This is a genomic window from Siphonobacter sp. SORGH_AS_0500 (assembly GCF_031453245.1).
GTDB lineage: Bacteria > Bacteroidota > Bacteroidia > Cytophagales > Spirosomataceae > Siphonobacter.
The window spans coordinates 1161481-1181397 of sequence record NZ_JAVIYT010000001.1; the positions used below are offsets into that span (position 1 = coordinate 1161481).

General features: G+C 46.0%; 17 protein-coding genes. 9 read left to right on the forward strand and 8 right to left on the reverse strand.

Going from position 1 to position 19917, the window contains the following annotated elements; translation table 11 throughout:
- Positions 1-280 precede the first annotated feature (280 nt).
- Together QE357_RS04900 and pyk are read right to left on the reverse strand one after the other, a co-directional pair.
- On the reverse strand, positions 281-1099 hold the full coding sequence (locus tag QE357_RS04900) for an ion transporter (RefSeq protein WP_106637999.1): 819 nt from the start codon (positions 1097-1099) through the stop codon (positions 281-283).
- A gap of 115 nt (positions 1100-1214) precedes the next feature.
- A complete protein-coding gene (gene pyk, locus QE357_RS04905) occupies positions 1215-2726 on the reverse strand; it encodes a pyruvate kinase (protein ID WP_307142230.1) in 1512 nt (503 codons plus the stop codon).
- A gap of 523 nt (positions 2727-3249) precedes the next feature.
- On the opposite strand from pyk, the gene QE357_RS04910 reads away from it, so the two are divergent.
- Together QE357_RS04910 and QE357_RS04915 are read left to right on the forward strand one after the other, a co-directional pair.
- Positions 3250-4317: a plastocyanin/azurin family copper-binding protein gene (locus QE357_RS04910; RefSeq protein ID WP_307142231.1), complete on the forward strand. Its 1068-nt coding sequence runs from the start codon at positions 3250-3252 to the stop codon at positions 4315-4317.
- 2 nt (positions 4318-4319) lie between these two features.
- A complete protein-coding gene (locus QE357_RS04915; protein ID WP_309706291.1) occupies positions 4320-5810 on the forward strand; it encodes a hypothetical protein in 1491 nt (496 codons plus the stop codon).
- 335 nt (positions 5811-6145) lie between these two features.
- Here QE357_RS04915 and QE357_RS04920 read toward each other — a convergent pair whose 3' ends face one another.
- Both QE357_RS04920 and QE357_RS04925 read right to left on the reverse strand, forming a co-directional pair.
- Positions 6146-6562, reverse strand: a complete 417-nt coding sequence (locus QE357_RS04920) for a biopolymer transporter ExbD (RefSeq protein ID WP_106638003.1) — start codon at positions 6560-6562, stop codon at positions 6146-6148.
- An 83-nt stretch (positions 6563-6645) separates the two neighbouring features.
- On the reverse strand, positions 6646-7338 hold the full coding sequence (locus QE357_RS04925; protein WP_307142233.1) for a MotA/TolQ/ExbB proton channel family protein: 693 nt from the start codon (positions 7336-7338) through the stop codon (positions 6646-6648).
- Positions 7339-7598: 260 nt separating this feature from the next.
- Here QE357_RS04925 and QE357_RS04930 point away from each other — a divergent pair, with 260 nt between their 5' ends.
- The 7 genes from QE357_RS04930 to QE357_RS04960 all read left to right on the forward strand — a co-directional run bounded on the left by QE357_RS04930 (position 7599) and on the right by QE357_RS04960 (position 16785).
- On the forward strand, positions 7599-8393 hold the full coding sequence (locus tag QE357_RS04930; RefSeq protein WP_157830433.1) for a hypothetical protein: 795 nt from the start codon (positions 7599-7601) through the stop codon (positions 8391-8393).
- Between the two features lie 105 nt (positions 8394-8498).
- The gene (locus QE357_RS04935) at positions 8499-11294 is read left to right on the forward strand and encodes an insulinase family protein (RefSeq protein WP_309706292.1); all 2796 of its coding nucleotides are present in this window, start codon (positions 8499-8501) and stop codon (positions 11292-11294) included.
- 338 nt (positions 11295-11632) lie between these two features.
- The gene (locus QE357_RS04940; RefSeq protein WP_198555303.1) at positions 11633-12913 is read left to right on the forward strand and encodes an MFS transporter; all 1281 of its coding nucleotides are present in this window, start codon (positions 11633-11635) and stop codon (positions 12911-12913) included.
- A 154-nt stretch (positions 12914-13067) separates the two neighbouring features.
- Positions 13068-13715 carry a GDSL-type esterase/lipase family protein gene (locus tag QE357_RS04945; RefSeq protein ID WP_309706293.1) on the forward strand — a complete coding sequence of 216 codons (648 nt, stop codon included), beginning with the start codon at positions 13068-13070 and terminating at the stop codon, positions 13713-13715.
- A 133-nt stretch (positions 13716-13848) separates the two neighbouring features.
- Complete coding sequence (locus tag QE357_RS04950; protein ID WP_309706294.1) at positions 13849-14805, forward strand: D-2-hydroxyacid dehydrogenase; 957 nt, start codon at positions 13849-13851, stop codon at positions 14803-14805.
- A 287-nt stretch (positions 14806-15092) separates the two neighbouring features.
- Positions 15093-15443, forward strand: coding sequence for a BlaI/MecI/CopY family transcriptional regulator (locus QE357_RS04955; protein WP_307142239.1), 351 nt, complete (start codon positions 15093-15095; stop codon positions 15441-15443).
- Position 15444: 1 nt separating this feature from the next.
- Positions 15445-16785, forward strand: a complete 1341-nt coding sequence (locus QE357_RS04960) for a M56 family metallopeptidase (RefSeq protein WP_309706295.1) — start codon at positions 15445-15447, stop codon at positions 16783-16785.
- 33 nt (positions 16786-16818) lie between these two features.
- Here the strand turns inward: QE357_RS04960 and QE357_RS04965 are convergent, their stop codons facing one another.
- The 4 genes from QE357_RS04965 to QE357_RS04980 form a co-directional block, all read right to left on the reverse strand.
- On the reverse strand, positions 16819-17613 hold the full coding sequence (locus tag QE357_RS04965; protein WP_309706296.1) for a TPM domain-containing protein: 795 nt from the start codon (positions 17611-17613) through the stop codon (positions 16819-16821).
- A gap of 77 nt (positions 17614-17690) precedes the next feature.
- Positions 17691-18122: a TPM domain-containing protein gene (locus tag QE357_RS04970; RefSeq protein ID WP_309706297.1), complete on the reverse strand. Its 432-nt coding sequence runs from the start codon at positions 18120-18122 to the stop codon at positions 17691-17693.
- A 50-nt stretch (positions 18123-18172) separates the two neighbouring features.
- Complete coding sequence (locus QE357_RS04975; protein ID WP_106638012.1) at positions 18173-18754, reverse strand: LemA family protein; 582 nt, start codon at positions 18752-18754, stop codon at positions 18173-18175.
- A 162-nt stretch (positions 18755-18916) separates the two neighbouring features.
- On the reverse strand, positions 18917-19867 hold the full coding sequence (locus QE357_RS04980; RefSeq protein WP_106638013.1) for a glycosyltransferase family 2 protein: 951 nt from the start codon (positions 19865-19867) through the stop codon (positions 18917-18919).
- Positions 19868-19917: the final 50 nt, after the last annotated feature.

Below are 19917 nucleotides of genomic sequence, written 5' to 3' on the forward strand. Positions count from 1 at the left end.
GGGATCAGCGGGTAGTAAACGGGCTGTACTTTCTGTGCTTGACGTCAGCAAAGGTTCTTTCAAGAACTTATAGGAGCTTTAAAGGAACTTTAAAAACGGATTAAAATAGTTTGAGTGGGTTAGAGCAGGTTTGAGTTCGTTAGAAAAAGGTTTGAAGAAGTTTGAAAAGATTTGACAGGAATAAGTTAAGGCCTGCGATTGTTGCAATACCTTACACTCATTGCTTGCTAACTCCAATTCACTTAAACTTCTTCAAACCTTTTCTAACGAACTCAAACCCTCAGAGTCTTGCTCCGCAAAATTTACAAAAAACGGCATCCATATCGTGACCCTCGCGACCGCAGGAGGGGCAGGCTTCACTGCTGTGATTCCTTTTGCGGGCGGCGGCGGCAATTTCATTGGTAATGATACCCGTCGGAACGGCGATGATACCGTAACCAATCAGCATGACAAGGCTGGAAATAAACTTACCCATGGGAGTGACGGGCGAAATATCGCCATACCCTACGGTGGTAATAGTAACAATGGCCCAGTAAATGCTTTCGGGAATGCTGGAAAACCCATTTTGATGATTTTCAACCAGGTACATCACCGAACCCAGGATCGTTACCAGGGTAATAACCGTAAGCATAAAAATACTGATTTTCTTAAGGCTGGATCGAATCGCAACCGTCAGAAATTCCATTTCAGTAAGGTAATGGGTGAGCTTGAAAATTCGGAAGACCCGTAGCAGACGCAAAGCCCGCAAGACGAGTAAGGATTGAGCACCTGCGTAAAAAATACTGAGATAGGAAGGAATGATGGAGAGTAAATCAATCAGCCCCAGCGGGCTCAGCACATAACGAATAGGTTGCCGGATACTGATGAGTCGAAGAATATATTCAATCGTAAAGAGAAAGGTAAAGGACCACTCCAGAAAGAAGAATAATCGGCCATAATGCTGGTGGTATTTATCCACGCTATCCAGCATTACCACAAGAATACTGGTGAAAATGGCAATCAATAAAGCAATATCGAAAGCTTTGCCGGCCTTGGTATTCGACTCATAAATCACTTGCTGAAGCCGTTCCTGCCAGGTTTTTATAGGTTGGTTTTCCATGACTGACAAGGTAAAAAAAGAAGGCTAGGGCTGCAAGTGTATGAGGCTCACAAACACAAACCCCCGTTACTCAGAGATTCAAGTAACGGGGGTTTGCTACTATTGATAATGAAGATTACTGTTCAGCAGCTACTTCATCCGCGATTTTGTCGATTACACCCATTTTCACGGTGTTCGTACGTAAATCCTGCTGAGCAGGAACGCTCAGTAAGGTTACGAATACATCGCCTTTTTGCAGATGACCCTGTTGAACCAGAATTTTCGCAATATCGTGTGAGATTTGTTCGGTGCTGAGGTTGGCACTGTCATAATTGAATACGCGTGTGCCCCATAACAGTCCCATCTGCGTCATCAGTTTTTCGTCCGCCGAGAATACGAAAATATCCGCTTTGGGACGGTGTGAAGACAGACGGTAAGCTGTGTAACCACTGTTCGTAATGCACAGGATGGCTTTCGCCTGTACGTCACGAGCCAGACGGCAGGCTGCCGCAATAACCCGGTCGTTCAGGATGGTAGGAGAGTTTTCTTCTCCTTTCAGCATGTGATTTTTGAAGTAAATCGCTGATTCATCGCCATAAATAATAGGAATATGGTTCTGCTGTTCTTCCACGGCTTCGATGATGTGTGTCATCGTCGAAACCGCTTCTACGGGATACTGACCAGAAGCAGATTCTGCCGAAAGCATGGTTGCCGAAGCTCCATCCAGAACGGCGTTGGCAACGTCAGAAGTTTCCGCACGCGTAGGGCGGGGAGAGCTCGTCATCGATTCCAGCATTTGCGTGGCTACGATTACGGGTTTCGCCTGCTTGATACACTTGCGAATCATGGTTTTCTGTAATTCAGGAACCATGGCACCATCTAACTCTACGCCTAAGTCACCACGAGCGACCATTACCCCGTCCGTAGCTTCGATAATGGCATCGAGTACTTCGGGAACAACGGCTTCGGGTTTTTCGATCTTAGCGATGATTTTCGAACGACCGTTTTTCGCCTTGATTTTTTCCTTAACGGCCAGAATATCTTCAGCGGAACGAACGAACGAAAGAGCGATCCAGTCTACGTCATGCTCCAGACCGAAGATCAAGTCTTCTTCGTCTTTTTCAGTTAGAGCGGGTAAGCCTACTTTCGTGCCGGGCAGGTTAATGCCTTTCTTCGATTTCAGGATACCACCGTATACCACTTTCGTGTGTACTTCTTTTTTATCGTAATCGATAGATTCTACCAGTACTTCCAGGTTACCGTCATCCATCAGGATGCGTTCGCCGGGTTTTACGTCCAGGTACATAGAAGTATAAGTCGTACCTACGCGTTCAGAAGTTCCCAGCAGATTTTCGTCCATAACGAAAGTCAGTGGGTTTCCGGCTATGAGTTCAACGCCGTTATTTTCTACGAGTTGGGTACGAATCTTAGGTCCTTGTAAATCCTGAAGGATGGTAAGGTTTAAGCCATGTTCGGCGTTAATTTCGCGAATAGCCTGAATGCGACTCAGGTGGTCAGCGTGCGTTCCGTGGGAAAAGTTAAGCCGAAAGATGTTCGCACCAGACTGGGCGAGCTTCAGCAACATTTCTTTGGATTGGGAAGCCGGACCAACGGTGGCAACAATTTTGGTTTTTTTCTGGTAAGGCATGTGTACGGAATACAAGTGTTCAAGTTTCCAGGGCCGCAAGTTAGGATTTCGTCCCGAAAAATCCAGCTTTCAGGAAGAGAATCCTTTAGTTAGGGGAAAAGAATTTCCTTTGGCTCATTTCCCGAAAAAAGGTATAAATTTTTCTTTTTTCGAGTAGAAATGGATTTTTAAAAGCTCTTCCTTCGCGAAAGGTGAAAGCCCTGTCAGACCTCAAAATTGATAAATTCTGGTGGAATACTCAACGAACTAGCCTGATTCTTCGGGGATTGCCTGCTAAAAATCGGTCTATACCCTGAAAGTAAGTAGAGTAATGAAGAAAAAAATATAAGTTAGCGGGAATGGAAATAAGCCCTCAGGGTTTCAGAAAGAAGATTCTGGTTCCTTTCTTGCACAGATTTAACGTGAAGATGGCCTACTTGGTCGATTTTCTCGGTGTAGAAAATAATTACCGTGAAATTTTGTAAAAGGCTGGTCTGAGCAAGCCAGCCGGATTTAATAAAGCTCTGATTTACTCAGAAATTCGATGCCTCTAAAACGTATTCAACTAATACTCGTGCTGTTGTGTACAGCGTCACTGGCGTGGGCTCAGTCGGACACTACCATTGTTATCAAAGCCATTGCAGGTCTACAGTACGACCCACCCCGAATTCAGGTTAGCCCTAATACCCAGGTTACGCTTATTCTGGAGAATTATGACGACATGGCCCATAACCTGGTTATTACCAAAGCCGGCATGCGGAAAACCGTGGTAGAACAGGCTCTGAAGGTCCCTTCCGAAAAAAATTACGTCCCTGAAACGCCAATGGTTATTGCCGCAACCAAAATTGTTGCTCCGGGTAACTCCGAAAAAATAACCTTTACGGTAGGCGAGGGCGTGTATTCCTACGTTTGCACCTATCCGGGTCACGGCTTTGTAATGTACGGAGCTTTATATGCCCGAGACGCGAAATTGCCGCCGCTTGAACTAGACCCGCACGTGGCTCAAATCGTGAAAGACAAAGTGGCTGGACAGCAGGTAGGGCCGCATGCTTTTCCGCTGGAATATCCTCTGTTATACCGAACCTGGGTTTCTGGAGCCAGTCCGGCGGCTATTGTCGTGAGTTTCGACGGGAATAGTTCTTACTGCTGGGACGCCGGGCAGTGTCGTCTGCGGTATGCCTGGACGGGGGGATTTGTGGACAACTCCGAGCAGTGGTATTCAAAAGGGGATAAGTTTACAAAGATCATAGGAGATGTCTACTGGAAAGAAGATTCGCTGAATTACCCCATCCGGGTAGGCACGCCCGAACACATTCCCGTAGTGAAATTTCTGGGGTATAAGTTGAAAGACCGATTGCCCACATTCCGATACCTCGTCGACGGCATTGAAATTCACGAAACCCTACGTGTATTACCCGGCGAAATAGGCATTACTCGTGATTTTCTGGTGATCAAAAATCCTGCTCAAAAGAAGATCTATTATAAAACCGGAACCTACCAGCAAACGACGTATCAGCCGAAATTTTTGAAAGCAGATCCTTCCAGTCGGGAAGTTTATGTCCTGAACCCCGGTAGTGCCAAATTTTCTGTTACCATTAAACCCAATTCTTAATCATGCGGAACCTCATTACTCTCGCCATTAGTCTGGGTTTGGTAACGAAAGCGATGGCTCAGGATCATAGTCACCACATGAGCAGCCCGTCTGCTCTGGGCGATACCGTCTACGTGGCTGAAAATATTGCACTTCCGGTAGGATTAAAAGGAGAGGTCGGAGCGATTGATTTTTTACCTGACGGTCGTTTAGTCGCTACTTTTCACCGGGGCGAGTTATATTTTTATAACCCCAAAACAAAAGAGTGGAAACTCTTTGCTGAAGGCATTCACGATGCCCTGGGTTTGATGGCCATTTCTTCCAAAGAAATACTGGTATTACAACGAGCCGAATTAACCCGAATCCGGGATACGGATGGCGATGGGAAAGCCGATGATTTCAGCACAGTAACGGACGATTTCGGTATTTCGGGTAATTACCATGAATTCAACTTTGGTCCGGTGAAGGATAAAGAAGGCAACCTTTACATTGCCCTGAATACGGCTTCCAACGGAGCGGGTATTCGGCCCGAAGTGCGGGGCGAGTATAACCCCCTCGGTCGTCCCGGTCGGATGTATTCCTGCGTGCCCTATCGCGGTTGGGTAATGAAGCTGACTAGGGATGGAAAGTTACACCCTTACGCTTTAGGGTTCCGTTCGCCGAATACTCTGGCGTTTGACGCGGCGGGCCGCTTACTGGTCAATGATAATCAGGGCGACTGGCTGGGTACAAGCAAAATGTACGTAGTGAAGCCCGGCAAATTCTATGGACATCCCTCTAGTCTGGTCTGGAAGAAGGACTTTCCCAAAATCGATCCTTTGACTTTACCAGCTAAAACGCTGGACTCTATGCGAACCCGGGAATCAGTGGCTTTTCCGCATGGATATGTTGCCAATTCTGTCACACAACCCATTGTTGACCGGACACAGGGAAAATTTGGACCTTTCATCAACCAGACTTTCGTTGGTGATATGGATCATCGTTACCTGATGCGGGTCTTGCTTGAAGAAGTAGGCGGCGAAACGCAGGGAGCCTGTCTTCCGGTACATATTCAGGGAATGCGAGTAGGTAATAACCGTTTTGCTTTTGCTCCCGACGGTAGTTTGTGGGTAGGGCAGACCGATCGTGGCTGGGTTGGTAGTGAAGGCATTCAGCGGATTCACTGGAATGGCAAAACGCCGCTGGATATTATGGATTTCAAGCTTACAAAAACGGGTTTTGACCTGACGTTTACCAAACCCATAGATGCAAAAACAGCGACAGAAATAAGTCAGTATGCGGTGAAGCGTTTCTATTACGAATACCACCGGGAATATGGTTCAAAGAAATTTGACGAAAAACCCGTAGTAGTGAAGCAGGTGAAACAGTCGGCCGACGGAAAGAAGATTTCGTTAGAACTGGAAGACTTACAACCCGGCTTTATCTACGAATTCCGATTGGGCAACTTAAAAGCCAAATCGGGTGAAGGCTTGCTGAGTCGTTGGGTTTGTTATACGTTAAATCATTTGAAATAGGGGTTACCTTGCCTATTCTCTCGAACTTAATGGGACATTTTTTTAAAAGTATCGTATACCACAACCCCAGCGGGGTTAAATTATGAATAGCCCCGGATGGAATCCGGGGAAGTAACATATAAAGGAAAAATGGATACGAAGTAGAAATCTCAGGCCAGTCGCTAACGGGTGTCCCCGGATTTTATCCAGGGCTATTCGTATGGAAACCCTCCGGGGTTATCTATTTCATAAAAGTATCATATACCATAACCCTAGCGGAGTTAAATTTAAGGGGAAGCAACAAAAACACCCCGACACGTTAACCTGTCGGGGTGTTTTTGTTTAAAATATATGACTTACTTCGAGCTAGTCGCGGCGGGTTTTGCGGAGGTTGCTAAGACGAGTTTAGCTCCTACTTTGGCCGTAACGTCGGCTACGTCGACCAGATCCTGAACGGAGCTGGTTTTTTCGATGCGAACTAACACAACGGGAGCTTCCTGCCCTTCGGTGCGGCTTTGTAACGCACTCTCCAGTTCAGCCAACCCAACGACCTGGCCTTCCACATTATACTGCTGATCCGGCATTACCGACAGGTTAATGACCTGTGATGGGGTCGAAGGGGCCGTAGATGATTGCGGTAACAACATCTGCATCGCCGAAGGACTCGCCAGCGTCGCAATCATCAGGAAAAAAATCAGTAAGAAAAATAGAATATCCGACAGCGAAGCAGCCTCAATATGCCCCTTATGCCGGTTACGACGTTGTATTTTCATGAGAGTATGTTTAGAGTTTTGGGTTTTGAGTTTAGCGTTGCGAGTTCTTTTACTCCAAACGCTAAACCCCAAATGCTAAACTCTTATGCTGAAACCGGTTGGTAAAGAACGTCCAGGAATTGGTTCGTGGCGGCCTGGAGACGAGCCACGGCCCGGTCTACCATACCGTTCAGGATCGTCAGCAGAATGTAGGCCAAAATACCAACGGCCAGACCCGAAGCCGACGTAATCATTTTCTCATAAATACCCCCTGAAATCGTACCGATGCTCAGGTTATTGGAAACGGAAATATCGTGGAAAGCCCGGATCATCCCGGCTACGGTTCCGAGGAAGCCGAACATGGGGGCAATCGCGGCAACCGTACCTAACAAGCCCAGGTTCTTTTCCATGTAGGAAAGCTCAAGTTGAGCCGTGTTACCCATGGCCTGCTCAATTTGTGGAATAGGCGTTCCAATGCGGGACAGGCCTTTTTCCAGCACGCGGGAAACCGCTGAACTATCATTCCGGCAAAGCTGACGAGCTGCATTCAGGTTACCCGACTGCACAAGTCCCCAGAAGCTGGCCTCGAAGGATGCCCCCAGAGCCGTTGATTTTTTAAGGTACAGCCAGCGTTCTACGAAAAGATAAATCGTGAGGAAAAGCAATACCGCAATGGGAATCATAATCCAGCCACCGGCGGCAAGCAGATCGAGAAGGCTAATCGATTTTTCGGCACCCGCTGCTACAGGAGTAGCAGCAGTCGAATCAGGAGTCACGGAAAGAGTCTGTAGCAGCATGCGTACGGAAATCAAATTGGTAGGTTATCAGTTCTTTATTAATACGAAAACAGGTACTTATTCCTTGTATAAACTTGGATTTCAACGCGAAAATACTTTTCTAAAAGCCATTCAGATACGCAATCAGGAAAAACTTTCGCGTTATTGCTCCAGCTACCTAACGGAACCTACGCGATTTAGTTTTGAATTGGATTTAATTTGTACGGAGAAGTCTATGAAAATGAGTACCCCACCTAAACCTTACTAATCAGTTGAAAGCAATGAAGCGAATACAACCGCTTATGGTATTAATGCTTTTTATGGCATTAATGGTTGCCTGTACTCAGCCAGGCGACCAGTTTATGAAAAGCTGGAAAACAACGGACGTAGACATTGAAACCGTATCCGGCTTACCTCCCGATACAGCAGATGGTTTTCCTCCCGAATCTTATCTGAATTTTTATCCCGGCGGTCGCGTCGTCTGTTATACCCGCAGTGGTCATTACCGAATGTTTGACTGGGAGATCTCTGCCGACGAACAGACCATTTACCTCAAGCGGCAGGCTCTTTCCTTACCTAACTTACAGCTAAAGATCTATACATTCTTTCCGAATTACTGGTCGGCGAAATTACCGGGTCTGGACAGTGTCCGGCTTTTCAAGTACACCACCGTTTTCACGCATGAAGATCACGATTTACTCGACCCGAAAAGCAATACCTGGCGACTCCGGCCGGATCATCGATTGTCAGATGCCGAGCTGAAGGCTAAAGTGGGTCAGCATATTCAATACGCGGCTCATTACTTCGACATTGTCATTAAGCGGGAGCAGGGGTACTTCGAGCCACGGTTTATCAATCTTCCCGTCCGGTTTTATCGTGGAGCCGTTGGTATTCAGAAATTTGCAGGCACAAAATTGCTCTGGCGGCAGATGTTTTATGACGATCAGGAAGCCATTAAAGCTCTGCGTTATTACGAGGCGGCGTTTAGAAGCTTACGTTCCATGCCGCCTGAAAAAGATATGCTGAAAGGCCTGCGTCGTTCGTTCAGCAAAATGGCGGAGACATTCAATGAGTAATACCGCTCATCAGATTACTTTTTCCGCTTACTAATTCTCATTAGCATTCTTACCTAAAACTTTCCTTTATTGCATCGCTTAGCAAACTAATAACTTATACTTTACATGAGAGTTCGCTCCAGTTTATTCATCGGAATGATGATGGTAGCCATAAATACGGTGGCTCAAAACCTAAATCAGCCCATTCCGTTTGACCCCCAAACTAAAGTAGGAAAACTACCCAACGGACTGACGTATTACATCCGTAAAAATGCCGAACCGAAAAATCGGGCCCATTTGATGCTGGCGGTAAAAGTCGGCTCTATTCAGGAAGAAGATCCGGAAAATGGTCTGGCTCACTTCACCGAGCACATGGCCTTTAACGGAACCAAGAGTTTTCCTAAAAATGAATTGGTGAGCTTCCTGCAATCCAATGGCATTAAATTCGGAGACGATCTGAATGCATTCACCAGTTTTGAACAAACGGTTTACTTTCTGCCCGTTCCAACGGATTCCATGAAGGTTTTCCTGCGGGCTTTTGATATTCTGGAAGACTGGTCGCACGATCTGACCATGGACGAAACAGAAATCAATAAAGAACGTGGCGTTATTCTGGAAGAGCTTCGCGGTGGAAAAGGTGCCCAGCAACGCATGCGGGATGCTTACTTTCCCGTGATTATGAACGGCTCGAAATGGGGTCAGCGGAACGTAATCGGAACGGAAGATATTCTGAAAAACTTCAAACCCGAAACCATTCGTAACTTCTATAAAACCTGGTATCAGCCCCAAAACCAAGCCATTATTGCGGTGGGTGATTTTGACGTAGCTCAGGTAGAAAAAATCATTCAGGAAAAATTTGGAGCCATTCCGGCTGTTACCAATCCTAAGCCCGTGGGCGTATTCCCCATTCCTGATAACAAAGACACGAAAGTGGCCATTGTAACGGATAAGGAACAACCTTATACCATTGTTCAGATCCTGACGCGTTTACCCGAGCTGAAGGAGAAAACCTTTGCTGATACCCGCGAGAAAATCAAACGGACTCTATTTAATCAGATGTTGAATAACCGTTTGCAGGAATTAACGAAAAAGGCTGATCCTCCATTCCAATACGGATTCAGCTCAACGAGTAGCTTCCTGGGTAACTACGATTCGTATGTAAGCGGCGTTGTGGCGAAAACGGGTGGCATTGAAAAAGGCCTGAAAGCCGTTCTGGACGAAAATGCACGCGTAGCTAAGTTTGGTTTCACGGCAACGGAGCTGGAACGGGCCAAACAAAACCTGATGACGTCTACGGAAAAACGTCTGAAGGAAAAGGATAAAACCAAGTCTGAAGCCTTCGCAATGGAGTACATGAACGACTTCATCAATGACGTGCCTTCCATGGGAACCGAGCGTTATGCTGCTTTCGTGAAAGAAGAGTTACCCGGTATCAAACTCGAGGAAATCAATGCCTTACCCAAAGAATTGATTTCGAAAGAAAACCGGGCGGTCATTGTAATGGCTCCAGAGAAAGACAAAGCCACCTTACCCAAAGAATCTCAACTGCTGGAATGGATTGATAATGCCGGACAAAACGTAACGGCCTACGTGGATGAGGTGGTGTCGAAACCCTTGCTGGCGAGTGAACCTAAAGCTGGTAAAGTAACGGCTGAAAAACAGATTGCTGAAATCGGGGTAACCGAACTGACGCTTTCGAATGGGGTGAAAGTGGTACTGAAACCGACGGATTTCAAAAATGATGAAATTCTGTTCCGGTCGTACAGTTTTGGGGGGACTTCGCTGTATCCTCTAGCCGAAAACCTGGATGCCGATCAGTCCAATGTGATTGCGGCTCAGGGTGGCTTGGCTGATTTTTCTGCTATTCAACTTAGAAAATACCTGACGGGGAAAGTCGCTAACGTCTCGACGTATGTAGGTGAAACCACGGAAGGAATGTCGGGCTCGTTCTCTCCTAAAGACACAGAAACAGCTTTACAGCTAATCTACGCCAACATTACTGCTCCCCGTAAAGATCCTGAAGTGATCAAGGGATACCTGGCTAACCTGAAAGATGAGTTACAGCAAAGCTTCGATACGCCCGATCCACAGGCGGTTTTCAGAGATACACTTTCGGCGGCTCTGAGCAGTTACAATCCCCGCCGGATGCCCATGAAGCCCTCCGACGTAGATAAAATCAACGTTGATAAGGCGTTCAACATCTATAAGGAACGCTTCGCTAATGCGGCTGACTTTACGTATTTCTTCGTAGGAAACTTCAAAGTAGAAGAGCTGAAGCCTTTGCTGGAAAAATACCTGGGCAGTTTGCCATCGACGGGTAAGAAGGAATCTTACAAAGATCTGAATATTCATCCTCTGAAAGGAAAAGTAACCAAGACGGTATATCGGGGTATTGACGATAAATCAGCCGCTCGTCTGGTCTATTCGGGTGACTTTGTGTATACGCCTGAGAACGTAACCAACCTGAGTGCCATCGAGGAAATTCTGAATATCAAACTGATTGAAGAAATCCGCGAGAAGGAAAGCGGGGTGTATTACATCGGGTCTCAGGCAAGTGCGGAGAAGTTACCCAAACCTCGCTACACGTTGTTAGTGGCTTACGGAACGAACCCCAGCCGCGTAGATGAGTTAGGTGCCAAAACGATTGCCTTACTGGATGGGTTGAAGAAAAATGGCCCTTCACAGACGGACGTGGATAAATTTAAAATTGAAACCAAACGTCAGTTGGAAGTACAATTGAAGGAAAACCGTTACTGGCTGGGAGAATTACTTTCCAGCTACGAAAACGGCGAAGATCCCCGCGACATCCTGAAAGAAATGAGTCTGGTTGATAAGGTAACGGTAGCCTCCGTGAAAGCACTGGCCGCCAAAGTTTTCGGCCCCAACCTGATTCAGGTGAAGCTCATGCCAGAGAAGAAGTAAGCGTGTTGGATTGTATTGGAGAGGGTTTGAAGGTTAGATTCAAAGTTTGATTGTGTTTGAAGTTAGAGAGTTATTCTAAAACGTTAGACATCATCAAACGATCCAACTTCTTCAAACTGATCATCAAACCTTTCAAACGGGCCGCTAAAGAGCCGGGTAGTCGGAAAATTCCGATTATTCGGCTCTTTATTTTTGGGGGAGTGAGGGTAAAACCGAGCCGGGAACGTCTATTTCGCATAGACCGGGTTATTTCTAAGCCCCAATACCTCTTTACGTACCCAACTGCTATGAATATTAATCCTCCGCAGGTAGGCCAATCACTGTCAACTCCAACGAAAATGGGCAATTATCGCTGGACGGTGGTTATGTTACTTTTCTTTGCAACGACGATCAATTACGTTGATCGTCAGATTATTGGCCTGCTTAAACCTACCCTGGAAAAAGAATTCAGCTGGACCGAATCAGATTATAGTCGTATCGTAACCTTCTTCTCGGCGGCCTATGCCATCGGGTTATTACTCTTTGGGCGTATCGTTGATAAAGTCGGTACCAAGATGGGGTATACCATTTCCATCATTTTCTGGAGCATAGCGGCTATGTTACACGCTATTGTAAGCAGTACCATGGGTTTCATTACCGTTCGTGTGTTATTAGGTTTAGGCGAAGCAGGTAACTTCCCTACGGCTATTAAGTCCGTTGCCGAATGGTTTCCTAAAAAAGAAAGAGCTTTAGCTACGGGTATTTTCAATTCAGGAGCTAATATCGGAGCCGTTGTAGCTCCCATTATGGTTCCCTGGATTCTTGGGGTGTATGGTTGGGAGGCTGCTTTTATCATTACCGGAGCCATCGGCTTTATCTGGCTTATTTTCTGGTTGGTGATGTATGAAATTCCCGCTAAGAAAAAGAACATGGACCCTGCTGAGTACGCTCACATTCACAGTGACAGCGACTTAGCCGCGGCCACAGCCGAGGTAGAGGGTGGTTCGGTTTCCTGGGGCCGTCTGATTGGTATCAAGCAAACCTGGGCGTTCATTTTTGGCAAAATGCTGACTGACCCCATCTGGTGGTTCTTCCTGTTCTGGTTACCTTCCTATTTTGCCGAGCGTTTCCAGTTGGACTTAAAGAAACCTAGTTTACCGCTAATTATCGTTTACACGGCGACAACTATTGGTAGTATTGGTGGCGGTTATCTGTCGGGTTATTTCATCAAACGCGGGATGCCCGTCTTTAAAGCCCGTAAAATGGCGATGCTGATTTTTGCTCTGGCCGTTGTTCCCATCATTAGTGCTAAGTACATTAATGACATCTGGATTGCCGTTGCTCTGATTGGCTTGGCCGCTGCCGCTCACCAGGCCTGGAGTGCCAACATCTTCACCACGGCTTCCGATATGTTCCCCAAACGTGCCGTAAGTTCGGTCGTGGGCATGGGCGGCATGGCCGGCTCGATTGGCGGTATGCTGTTCCCAATTCTCATTGGCTCTATTCTTGATTCCTATAAAGCTCAGGGTAATATCGTTGCTGGTTATAACCTGGTATTCATCATCTGTGGCTTTGCGTATCTGCTGGCCTGGGGTGCCATGCACATCTTTGCCCCGAAAATGGAAGAAGTAAAACTTTGAGTTTCGGAGAATTTCAGACTTTATTTGAAGACGAATGGATTTCCATTCGTCTTTATTTTTAAAACGGGTTGAGGTTTGCAAGACCCCTGTAACACTCCTGCCCGGATTTCGTTATACATTTGACTACTACCTCAAACCCATTAACTATTGTGAGATGAAAGTAACCCTTCTTTATGCCTTCGTACTATTATTTACTTTTTCCAGCTATGCTCAGAATAAGTATGAAGGAGAAATTAAAGCATTCGAAGAGCAGGACAAAACCAATCCTCCCGTAAAAGATCCCATTCTCTTTGTGGGCAGCTCGTCCTTACGTTTATGGTCAGATATCAAAGAAGCTTTTCCCGATAAACCCGTACTCAATCGGGGATTCGGAGGTTCTACTTTAACTGACGTTTCGTATTACTATAAACGCCTTATTCCCGTCTACAAGCCCAAACAAATTGTTATTTATTGCGGAGAAAACGACATTGCCGGCGGTAAATCGGCAAAAGATACCTATATGGAATTTTTTAAGCTATATGCCAAAATCCGCAAGGATATGCCTCAGGTTCCGGTGCTTTTCATCTCTGCTAAACCCGCTCCTTCACGTTGGGCTAAAAGAGCTGAAATGCAGGAATTCAACCGTCTGGTTAGTTCATTTCTGGATGGTGAGGAAGATGCTGATTATCTGGATGTATGGCCTGTAATGCTAAACGCCGACCTTCGTCCAGAACCGACTTTATACAAATCAGACAGCCTGCACATGACGCCCGAAGGGTATCGTCGCTGGGCTGAAGTAATCAAACCCTTATTGGTGGATTAAATCATTGAAGAATACATCGAGAGAGACGCGATTCATCGCGTCTTTTTTGCTAAGATTAATGCCACTGAAATTTTGACGGAGAAGGAGACGCGATCCATCGACGTCTTTACCATTGAAAACCGTAGCTAAACGCATGAAAATCGTATTACTCGACGGGTACACGCTTAATCCCGGCGATCTGAACTGGGCACCCTTGCAGGAAATCGGTGATTTCACGGTATATGACCGCGTGAAACCGGACGAAATTGTAGAAAAAGCAAAAGAGGCCGACATCCTCTTAACTAATAAATCGAAGTTAACGGCGGAAATTCTGGAGCAGCTACCTAAGGTCAAGTACATCGGTGTAACGGCTACAGGCTATAATATTGTAGATACGGAAGCCGCCCGCAAACGGAATATTCCAGTTACCAATGTCAGTGAGTACAGCTCACGAGCGGTGGCTCAGCATACCTTTTCGTTGATACTTCATTTCACCAATGACGTAGCTCGACTGAATGAATCGGTTCGGCAGAAACAGTGGGCGAAAAGCCCCGATTTTTGTTACTCGTTTAGTCCTCTAACGGAGCTTTCTGGCAAAACATTAGGTCTGATTGGCTTTGGAAGTATTGCGAAAGAAGTGGCTAAAATTGCTCATGCCTTTGGAATGCGGGTCATTGCTCATCGTCGCAGCGAAAAGCCCGCGACCGGTTTTGAATTCGTTGAAATACTGCCTTTAGAAACGGCTTTCCGGGAAAGTGACGTGGTATCGTTGCATTGTCCGCTTACCGAAGAAACGAAAGGAATTATTAATGCCGAACGATTGGGCTGGATGAAACCTACGTCTTACCTCATTAATACGGGAAGAGGGCCTTTGATTGTCGATCAGGACTTAGCTGATGCGTTGAATCAGGGAGTAATCGCCGGAGCAGGACTAGATGTTCTTTCGGTAGAGCCGCCTTCGCTGGATAATCCTTTACCCGAAGCTAAAAACTGTGTGATTACCCCGCACGTAGCCTGGTTGGCCTTTGAGGCTCGGCGGAGATTGTTGCAAATGACGGCGGATAATATCAAAGCTTTTCTGAACGGAACGCCAATTAATGTAGTGAATTAGATACGTTGCGGGCCACGCTGGTAGCATAGCTCGGCTAACAAAAAGTCGCTACCAGCGGCTATCAGAGTAACAGGCTATAAACACTTCTTTGAATGGATAAGCCGTTTGCTCAAAAGCTGATAGCAAAACGTTGGGAAGTGAACAGCTGCACATATTTGAAATTAAATGCTGCCAGCGGCTGTGTTATCAACAGGTTATGAATGCCTCCTAAGTTTGATAATCCGTTCCCTAAAAGTCTTTAGTTTATTATTTATTACGTAGATTTCCGAAAAATTCGGATGCAACTGATGATGGAAAAATTAACTCCGGCAGAAGATGCCGCTATGCTAACGCTCTGGCGATTAGAGCGAGGTACCTTAGGAGTAATCTTGGAAGCCATGCCAGAGCCTAAACCGCATTATAATACATTGGCTTCGACTTTTAAAAACTTGGAAAAGAAAGGGTATGTGAAGTTTCGTCGGTATGGCAATGTGTATGAATATTATCCTGCTGTGGAACGGGAAGCTATGGCGGGGCAGGTAGTAAAAGATTACTTTGATGATTCGTACAAGAATCTGGTAACCCACTTTGCCAAAGAACAGAAAATCTCGGCAGACGAGCTGCGGGAGATTTTATCCATGATTGAAAAAGGCCAATAAGATGGAAATCCTGATTTATCTGATACAGGCGAGTTTGAGTCTGGCGGGTTTTGCGGGCTTGTACGCTTTACTTCTGCAAAAGGAAACCTATTACCGCTGGAATCGCTGTTTTTTCTGGCTTGCCGGATTAGCCTCGCTGATTATTCCGGCCTGGAACGAGTGGTTATCGCAAAGGAACACGATCCAGCAGGTAACGACGTATGTACCTGATCTGAGTTTCCAGTACAAAGCTCTTCAGCAAACGCAGTCTCAGTATCCCTCCCTTGAAGGGCTGATTCTGAGTATTTGGGGAGTGGGAGTAGTAATAATGATGATTCGATTCATCCGGCAACTTGTCAGCGTTTATCACTTGTATCAATCTTCTCAACGCTCAGTCGTTGAAAAGCAGGTGATCTGGGTGCCCTTACAAGAGACCGCTCCCTTTTCCTTTTTCCGCTGGATTTTCATGAATCCTGCTCAGTTCAATTCCCATGAGTTAAAAGAAGTGTTGTTGCACGAACAGGTTCACGCCCAACAGGGACATTCCTGGGACGTGATTATGGGAGAATTCCTTCGAATCATCTTCTGGTTTAATCCGCTGATCAATTGGTGGGTGAAAATCATTCGTCAGAATCTGGAATATCTGGCGGATAATGGCGTATTAACAAGCGGACTAAATGCTCGCCATTATCAATATCATTTACTCCGCCAAAGTGGACTGGCCGTCCCCGTTCGGACGCATTTCAACGTTTCAGAACTTAAAAATCGAATCCGTCAGATTAATACGCCCTCCTCGGCTCCCTGGAAAAGTATTAAGTTTTTATTGATCTTTCCTTTACTAGTCTTCTGGGGTATGGCCTTTACCCCGCGTCGGGTATTAGAAAAAATCACGATTCATACCAGCGTCGCTAAATCCTTAAAGTTAGCTGAAAAACCCACTCAGGATGAGCCAATTCTGCTTCAGAAAAAAACAGTTGTTGAAGCTAAATCTAACCCAAAACGGCAGGTAAGAGTGCATCCTGAAAAAAGTAAGACAACGGAATATTACCTGGACGATGAAAAAGTAACCCAAAAAGAAGTTGAGAAAGTAAACGCAGATCAGATAAAGTCGGTAGAAGTGGTAAAAGCCAATTCAGGCGATGAAAACGCGACCAGTCAAGTAAAAATCTCTCTACTAAAGACAGATACTCAGGTCAAAACCCCGATGTATATCGTGGATGGAAAAGAAGCAACCGATGTAAGTAACATTGAGCCGAATACGATTAAAGAAGTTCATGTGCTGAAAGACGCATCGGCTATGGAAAAATACGGGAGTAAAGCGAAAGACGGAGTGATCTTAATCTTTACCAAAAATAAAAACTAACCCATAAGGCCTTTACTCAAGGCCTTATGGGTTTTAATAATCACCACCAGCACCACCACCGCCGAAGCTCCCTCCGCCAAAGTCAAAGCCGCCACCGCCGCTACTTCCACCTCCCCAACTACCCGAAGAACTGCCCCAGCCGCCCATGGTAGTATAAGGACCAAACCAGGGCATTCCAGCACCCGGACCACCGGAATTTCGACAGCTGTTACCCATGGATCGGGCAATGAAAATAAAGACTACAACGGCTATGCCTAGGAAAATAAGTACCGTACCAATGGGAAGATCACCTTCGGCATTACCCTCGCTTTTGTATTCACCGCTGGCTCTTTGAATAATCTCGGTAGTAGCCTGATCTAATCCCCGGTAATACTGCTGTTCCCGGAAGGCGGGTGTGAGTGTATTCGAAACAATTTGCTTGGCTACCGCATCTGGAATAGAGCCTTCCATGCCGTATCCCGTGGCAATGTATAACTTCCGGGTTTCTGTGGCCCAGAGGATAATTAAACCGTTATTTTTTCCTTTCTGACCAATGCCCCAGCGTCTACCCACTTCGAAGGCATAATCGCCGGGCGGATAATCACCCGTGGTTTTAACAACGAGAATGACAATCTGGGTAGAGGTAGAATCCATGTAACTTTTCAGCTTACGTTCAAGCTGGGCTTTTTCGTTACCGGAGAGCATTCCTACATAATCATTCACCAACCGGGCGGGTACGGGACGTTCAGGGATGTCCTGAGCGTAGGTAAAAATGAAACTGAGTAGGGAGAAGAACAGCCAGAGTCCCTTCCGTAGGTACTTGAAAAATGGAGCGGGAATTGTGACCATTACTGTTAGGAGTTTTGAGTTTGGTGTTTTGAGTGGATCTGGCTCAAAACTGCAATCTGCCGAAGGCAATTCTTACGTTAACTGAAGGAAATTTCGTCGGGTAATTCGTTCTGGTCGTCAGACTGGCGGGGAAAGTAGGTCTTGAGCTGCACTCCGGCCATTTCAATACCTGTGCATAAGCCTTGTACCAGATCATTCTGCCGGAAATGCTCCCGCATGGCATCACGGGTACTATTCCAGAATTCCGCTGGAACGACCTCATTGATTCCTTTATCGCCGCAGATAGCAAATTTTCGGGCTTCTATAGCCACGTAAAACAATACACCATTACGCTGGGCGGTCTGGTGCATGTTGAGCTTCATGAAAATTTGCTGAGCCCGTTCGAGTGGATTTAGATCGGCTTGCGTTTTCTCTTCGATATGAACCCGAATTTCACCCGAGGTTTGCTTCTCTGCCTCTTTAATATGCTGAATAATTTCCTGCGTCTGATCTTCCGTAAGCATAGCCATTCTGGAGAAAAAGCTGGTCTTTACCCGAGAGGTAAAGACCAGCGACCGACTTAAAATTTAACCGTTGGGGCTTTTTCTGCTCCGGCATCGGCTTCAAAATACGCTTTGGCCGAGAAGCCGAACATACCGGCCAGGACATTGGTCGGGAAGGAACGAACCTTACGGTTATAGCTCTGAACGGCGTCGTTAAAGTCGTTGCGAGAAACCTTAATCCGGTTTTCAGTGCCCTCCAGTTGAGCCTGTAAATCCCGGAAATTCTCGTTTGCTTTCAGTTGAGGATAGTTTTCAGCAACGGCTAACAATCGGGATAAAGAGCCATTTAACTGAGATTGGGCTTGCTGGAAACGTTGAATGTTTTCGGGCGTTAACTGATCTGCTGTAAATTTGACAGAAGTGGCATTGGCCCGGGCATTCACTACATCGGTAAGCGTCGATTTCTCAAATTCAGCCGCACCTTTAACGGTATTAACCAGGTTCGGAATCAGGTCAGCCCGACGTTGGTAATCAGACTGAACTTTACTCCAGGCCGTATTAACACTTTCATCCTGTTGAACCAGACCGTTGTAGGAACAGCCGCCCATAATGACAATCAAAACTATGATGGCAATCGTAGCAATAATTCCGCGTGACATATTTGTTGAAGTTTAAATCTGTGTGAGAACGTTCGTGTAAAATTATGGGCCAAAGCTAAAATTTTCCGGGAGTCAATAACAACATTTTGGGATGAAATGGCAATAGCCGGATCAAGAGTCCGGCTATTGCCTGATGAGTGGAAAAAGCTCCAAGAATCTGACTTAGTTTTCCCACTGTTTATTGCGAATCTTCGAACGAATGATAAATAAAGGTCGGCCTTTGGACTGGAAGAAAATTCGAAGCACGTATTCGCCAATGATACCCAGTCCGAACAGATTCAAACCTCCGAAGAAAATAATGGTGAAAAGCGTGGCCGGGAAACCCGCGGGAACGTCCATACCTAATACAAATTTCTTGATCAGGTTATAGATAAAATACAGCATTGCAAAAACAATCGCTGTAGAACCGAGCCGGGTTAAGAGCTTAATGGGAAATTCACTGAAATTGAAAATACCGTTATACGCCAGTTTGAAGAGCAACGCAAATGAATACTTCGACTCCCCGGCAATGCGTTCATCCCGTTCGTATTCTACTCCAATTTGCTTGAAGCCCACCCAGGTACGCATGCCCCGCAGGTATCGGCTTTCCTCGGGCATGTTATTCATGACATCCACTACCCGACGCGAAACCAGAGCAAAATCACCACTGTCCAGAGGAATATCAATGTAAGAAATAGAGCGTAAAATGCGGTAAAAACTGTGATAGGCCATTTTTTTGATGAATCCTTCTTTCCGCTTGCGGCGAACGGCATATACTACATCATAGCCTTCTTTGTATTTGGAGTAAAAACTTTCGAGTAATTCTGGCGGATCTTGTAAATCGCCGTCAATAACCATAATGGCTTCTGTCCCACGAGCTTCACTCATCCCTGCCGTTAGAGCTAACTGGTGGCCGTGATTTCGAGCCAAAAAAACGCAGTGGTACCGGGAGTCCGATAAAGCCAGAGCCTGCATTAGCGTTGCGGTATTATCCCTGCTGCCATCATCAATCAGAACAACCTCAATGCTTTGAGGTAACTTATCCATGAGTGCATTTAGCCGTTCAATGAGGTGAGGAAAGGTTTCACTTTCATTATACAGCGGAGCAACGATTGATATTTGTGGACTATCCAATGGGAAATTAATAAGAAGGTTGTTGAAACAGAATTAAGATGCAAAAGTAA

Bases quoted from the DNA above. Each gene is read 5' to 3' on its own strand.
- QE357_RS04910 (WP_307142231.1), top strand. From the start codon at position 3,250: ATGCCTCTAAAACGTATTCAACTAATACTCGTGCTGTTGTGTACAGCG.
- QE357_RS04970 (WP_309706297.1), bottom strand. From the start codon at position 18,122: ATGGCTATGCTTACGGAAGATCAGACGCAGGAAATTATTCAGCATATT.
- QE357_RS04930 (WP_157830433.1), top strand. From the start codon at position 7,599: ATGAAGCGAATACAACCGCTTATGGTATTAATGCTTTTTATGGCATTA.
- QE357_RS04920 (WP_106638003.1), bottom strand. From the start codon at position 6,562: ATGAAAATACAACGTCGTAACCGGCATAAGGGGCATATTGAGGCTGCT.
- QE357_RS04955 (WP_307142239.1), top strand. From the start codon at position 15,093: ATGATGGAAAAATTAACTCCGGCAGAAGATGCCGCTATGCTAACGCTC.
- QE357_RS04950 (WP_309706294.1), top strand. From the start codon at position 13,849: ATGAAAATCGTATTACTCGACGGGTACACGCTTAATCCCGGCGATCTG.
- QE357_RS04965 (WP_309706296.1), bottom strand. From the start codon at position 17,613: ATGGTCACAATTCCCGCTCCATTTTTCAAGTACCTACGGAAGGGACTC.
- QE357_RS04900 (WP_106637999.1), bottom strand. From the start codon at position 1,099: ATGGAAAACCAACCTATAAAAACCTGGCAGGAACGGCTTCAGCAAGTG.
- QE357_RS04945 (WP_309706293.1), top strand. From the start codon at position 13,068: ATGAAAGTAACCCTTCTTTATGCCTTCGTACTATTATTTACTTTTTCC.
- QE357_RS04925 (WP_307142233.1), bottom strand. From the start codon at position 7,338: ATGCTGCTACAGACTCTTTCCGTGACTCCTGATTCGACTGCTGCTACT.
- QE357_RS04915 (WP_309706291.1), top strand. From the start codon at position 4,320: ATGCGGAACCTCATTACTCTCGCCATTAGTCTGGGTTTGGTAACGAAA.
- QE357_RS04960 (WP_309706295.1), top strand. From the start codon at position 15,445: ATGGAAATCCTGATTTATCTGATACAGGCGAGTTTGAGTCTGGCGGGT.
- QE357_RS04940 (WP_198555303.1), top strand. From the start codon at position 11,633: ATGGGCAATTATCGCTGGACGGTGGTTATGTTACTTTTCTTTGCAACG.
- QE357_RS04935 (WP_309706292.1), top strand. From the start codon at position 8,499: ATGAGAGTTCGCTCCAGTTTATTCATCGGAATGATGATGGTAGCCATA.
- QE357_RS04975 (WP_106638012.1), bottom strand. From the start codon at position 18,754: ATGTCACGCGGAATTATTGCTACGATTGCCATCATAGTTTTGATTGTC.
- pyk (WP_307142230.1), bottom strand. From the start codon at position 2,726: ATGCCTTACCAGAAAAAAACCAAAATTGTTGCCACCGTTGGTCCGGCT.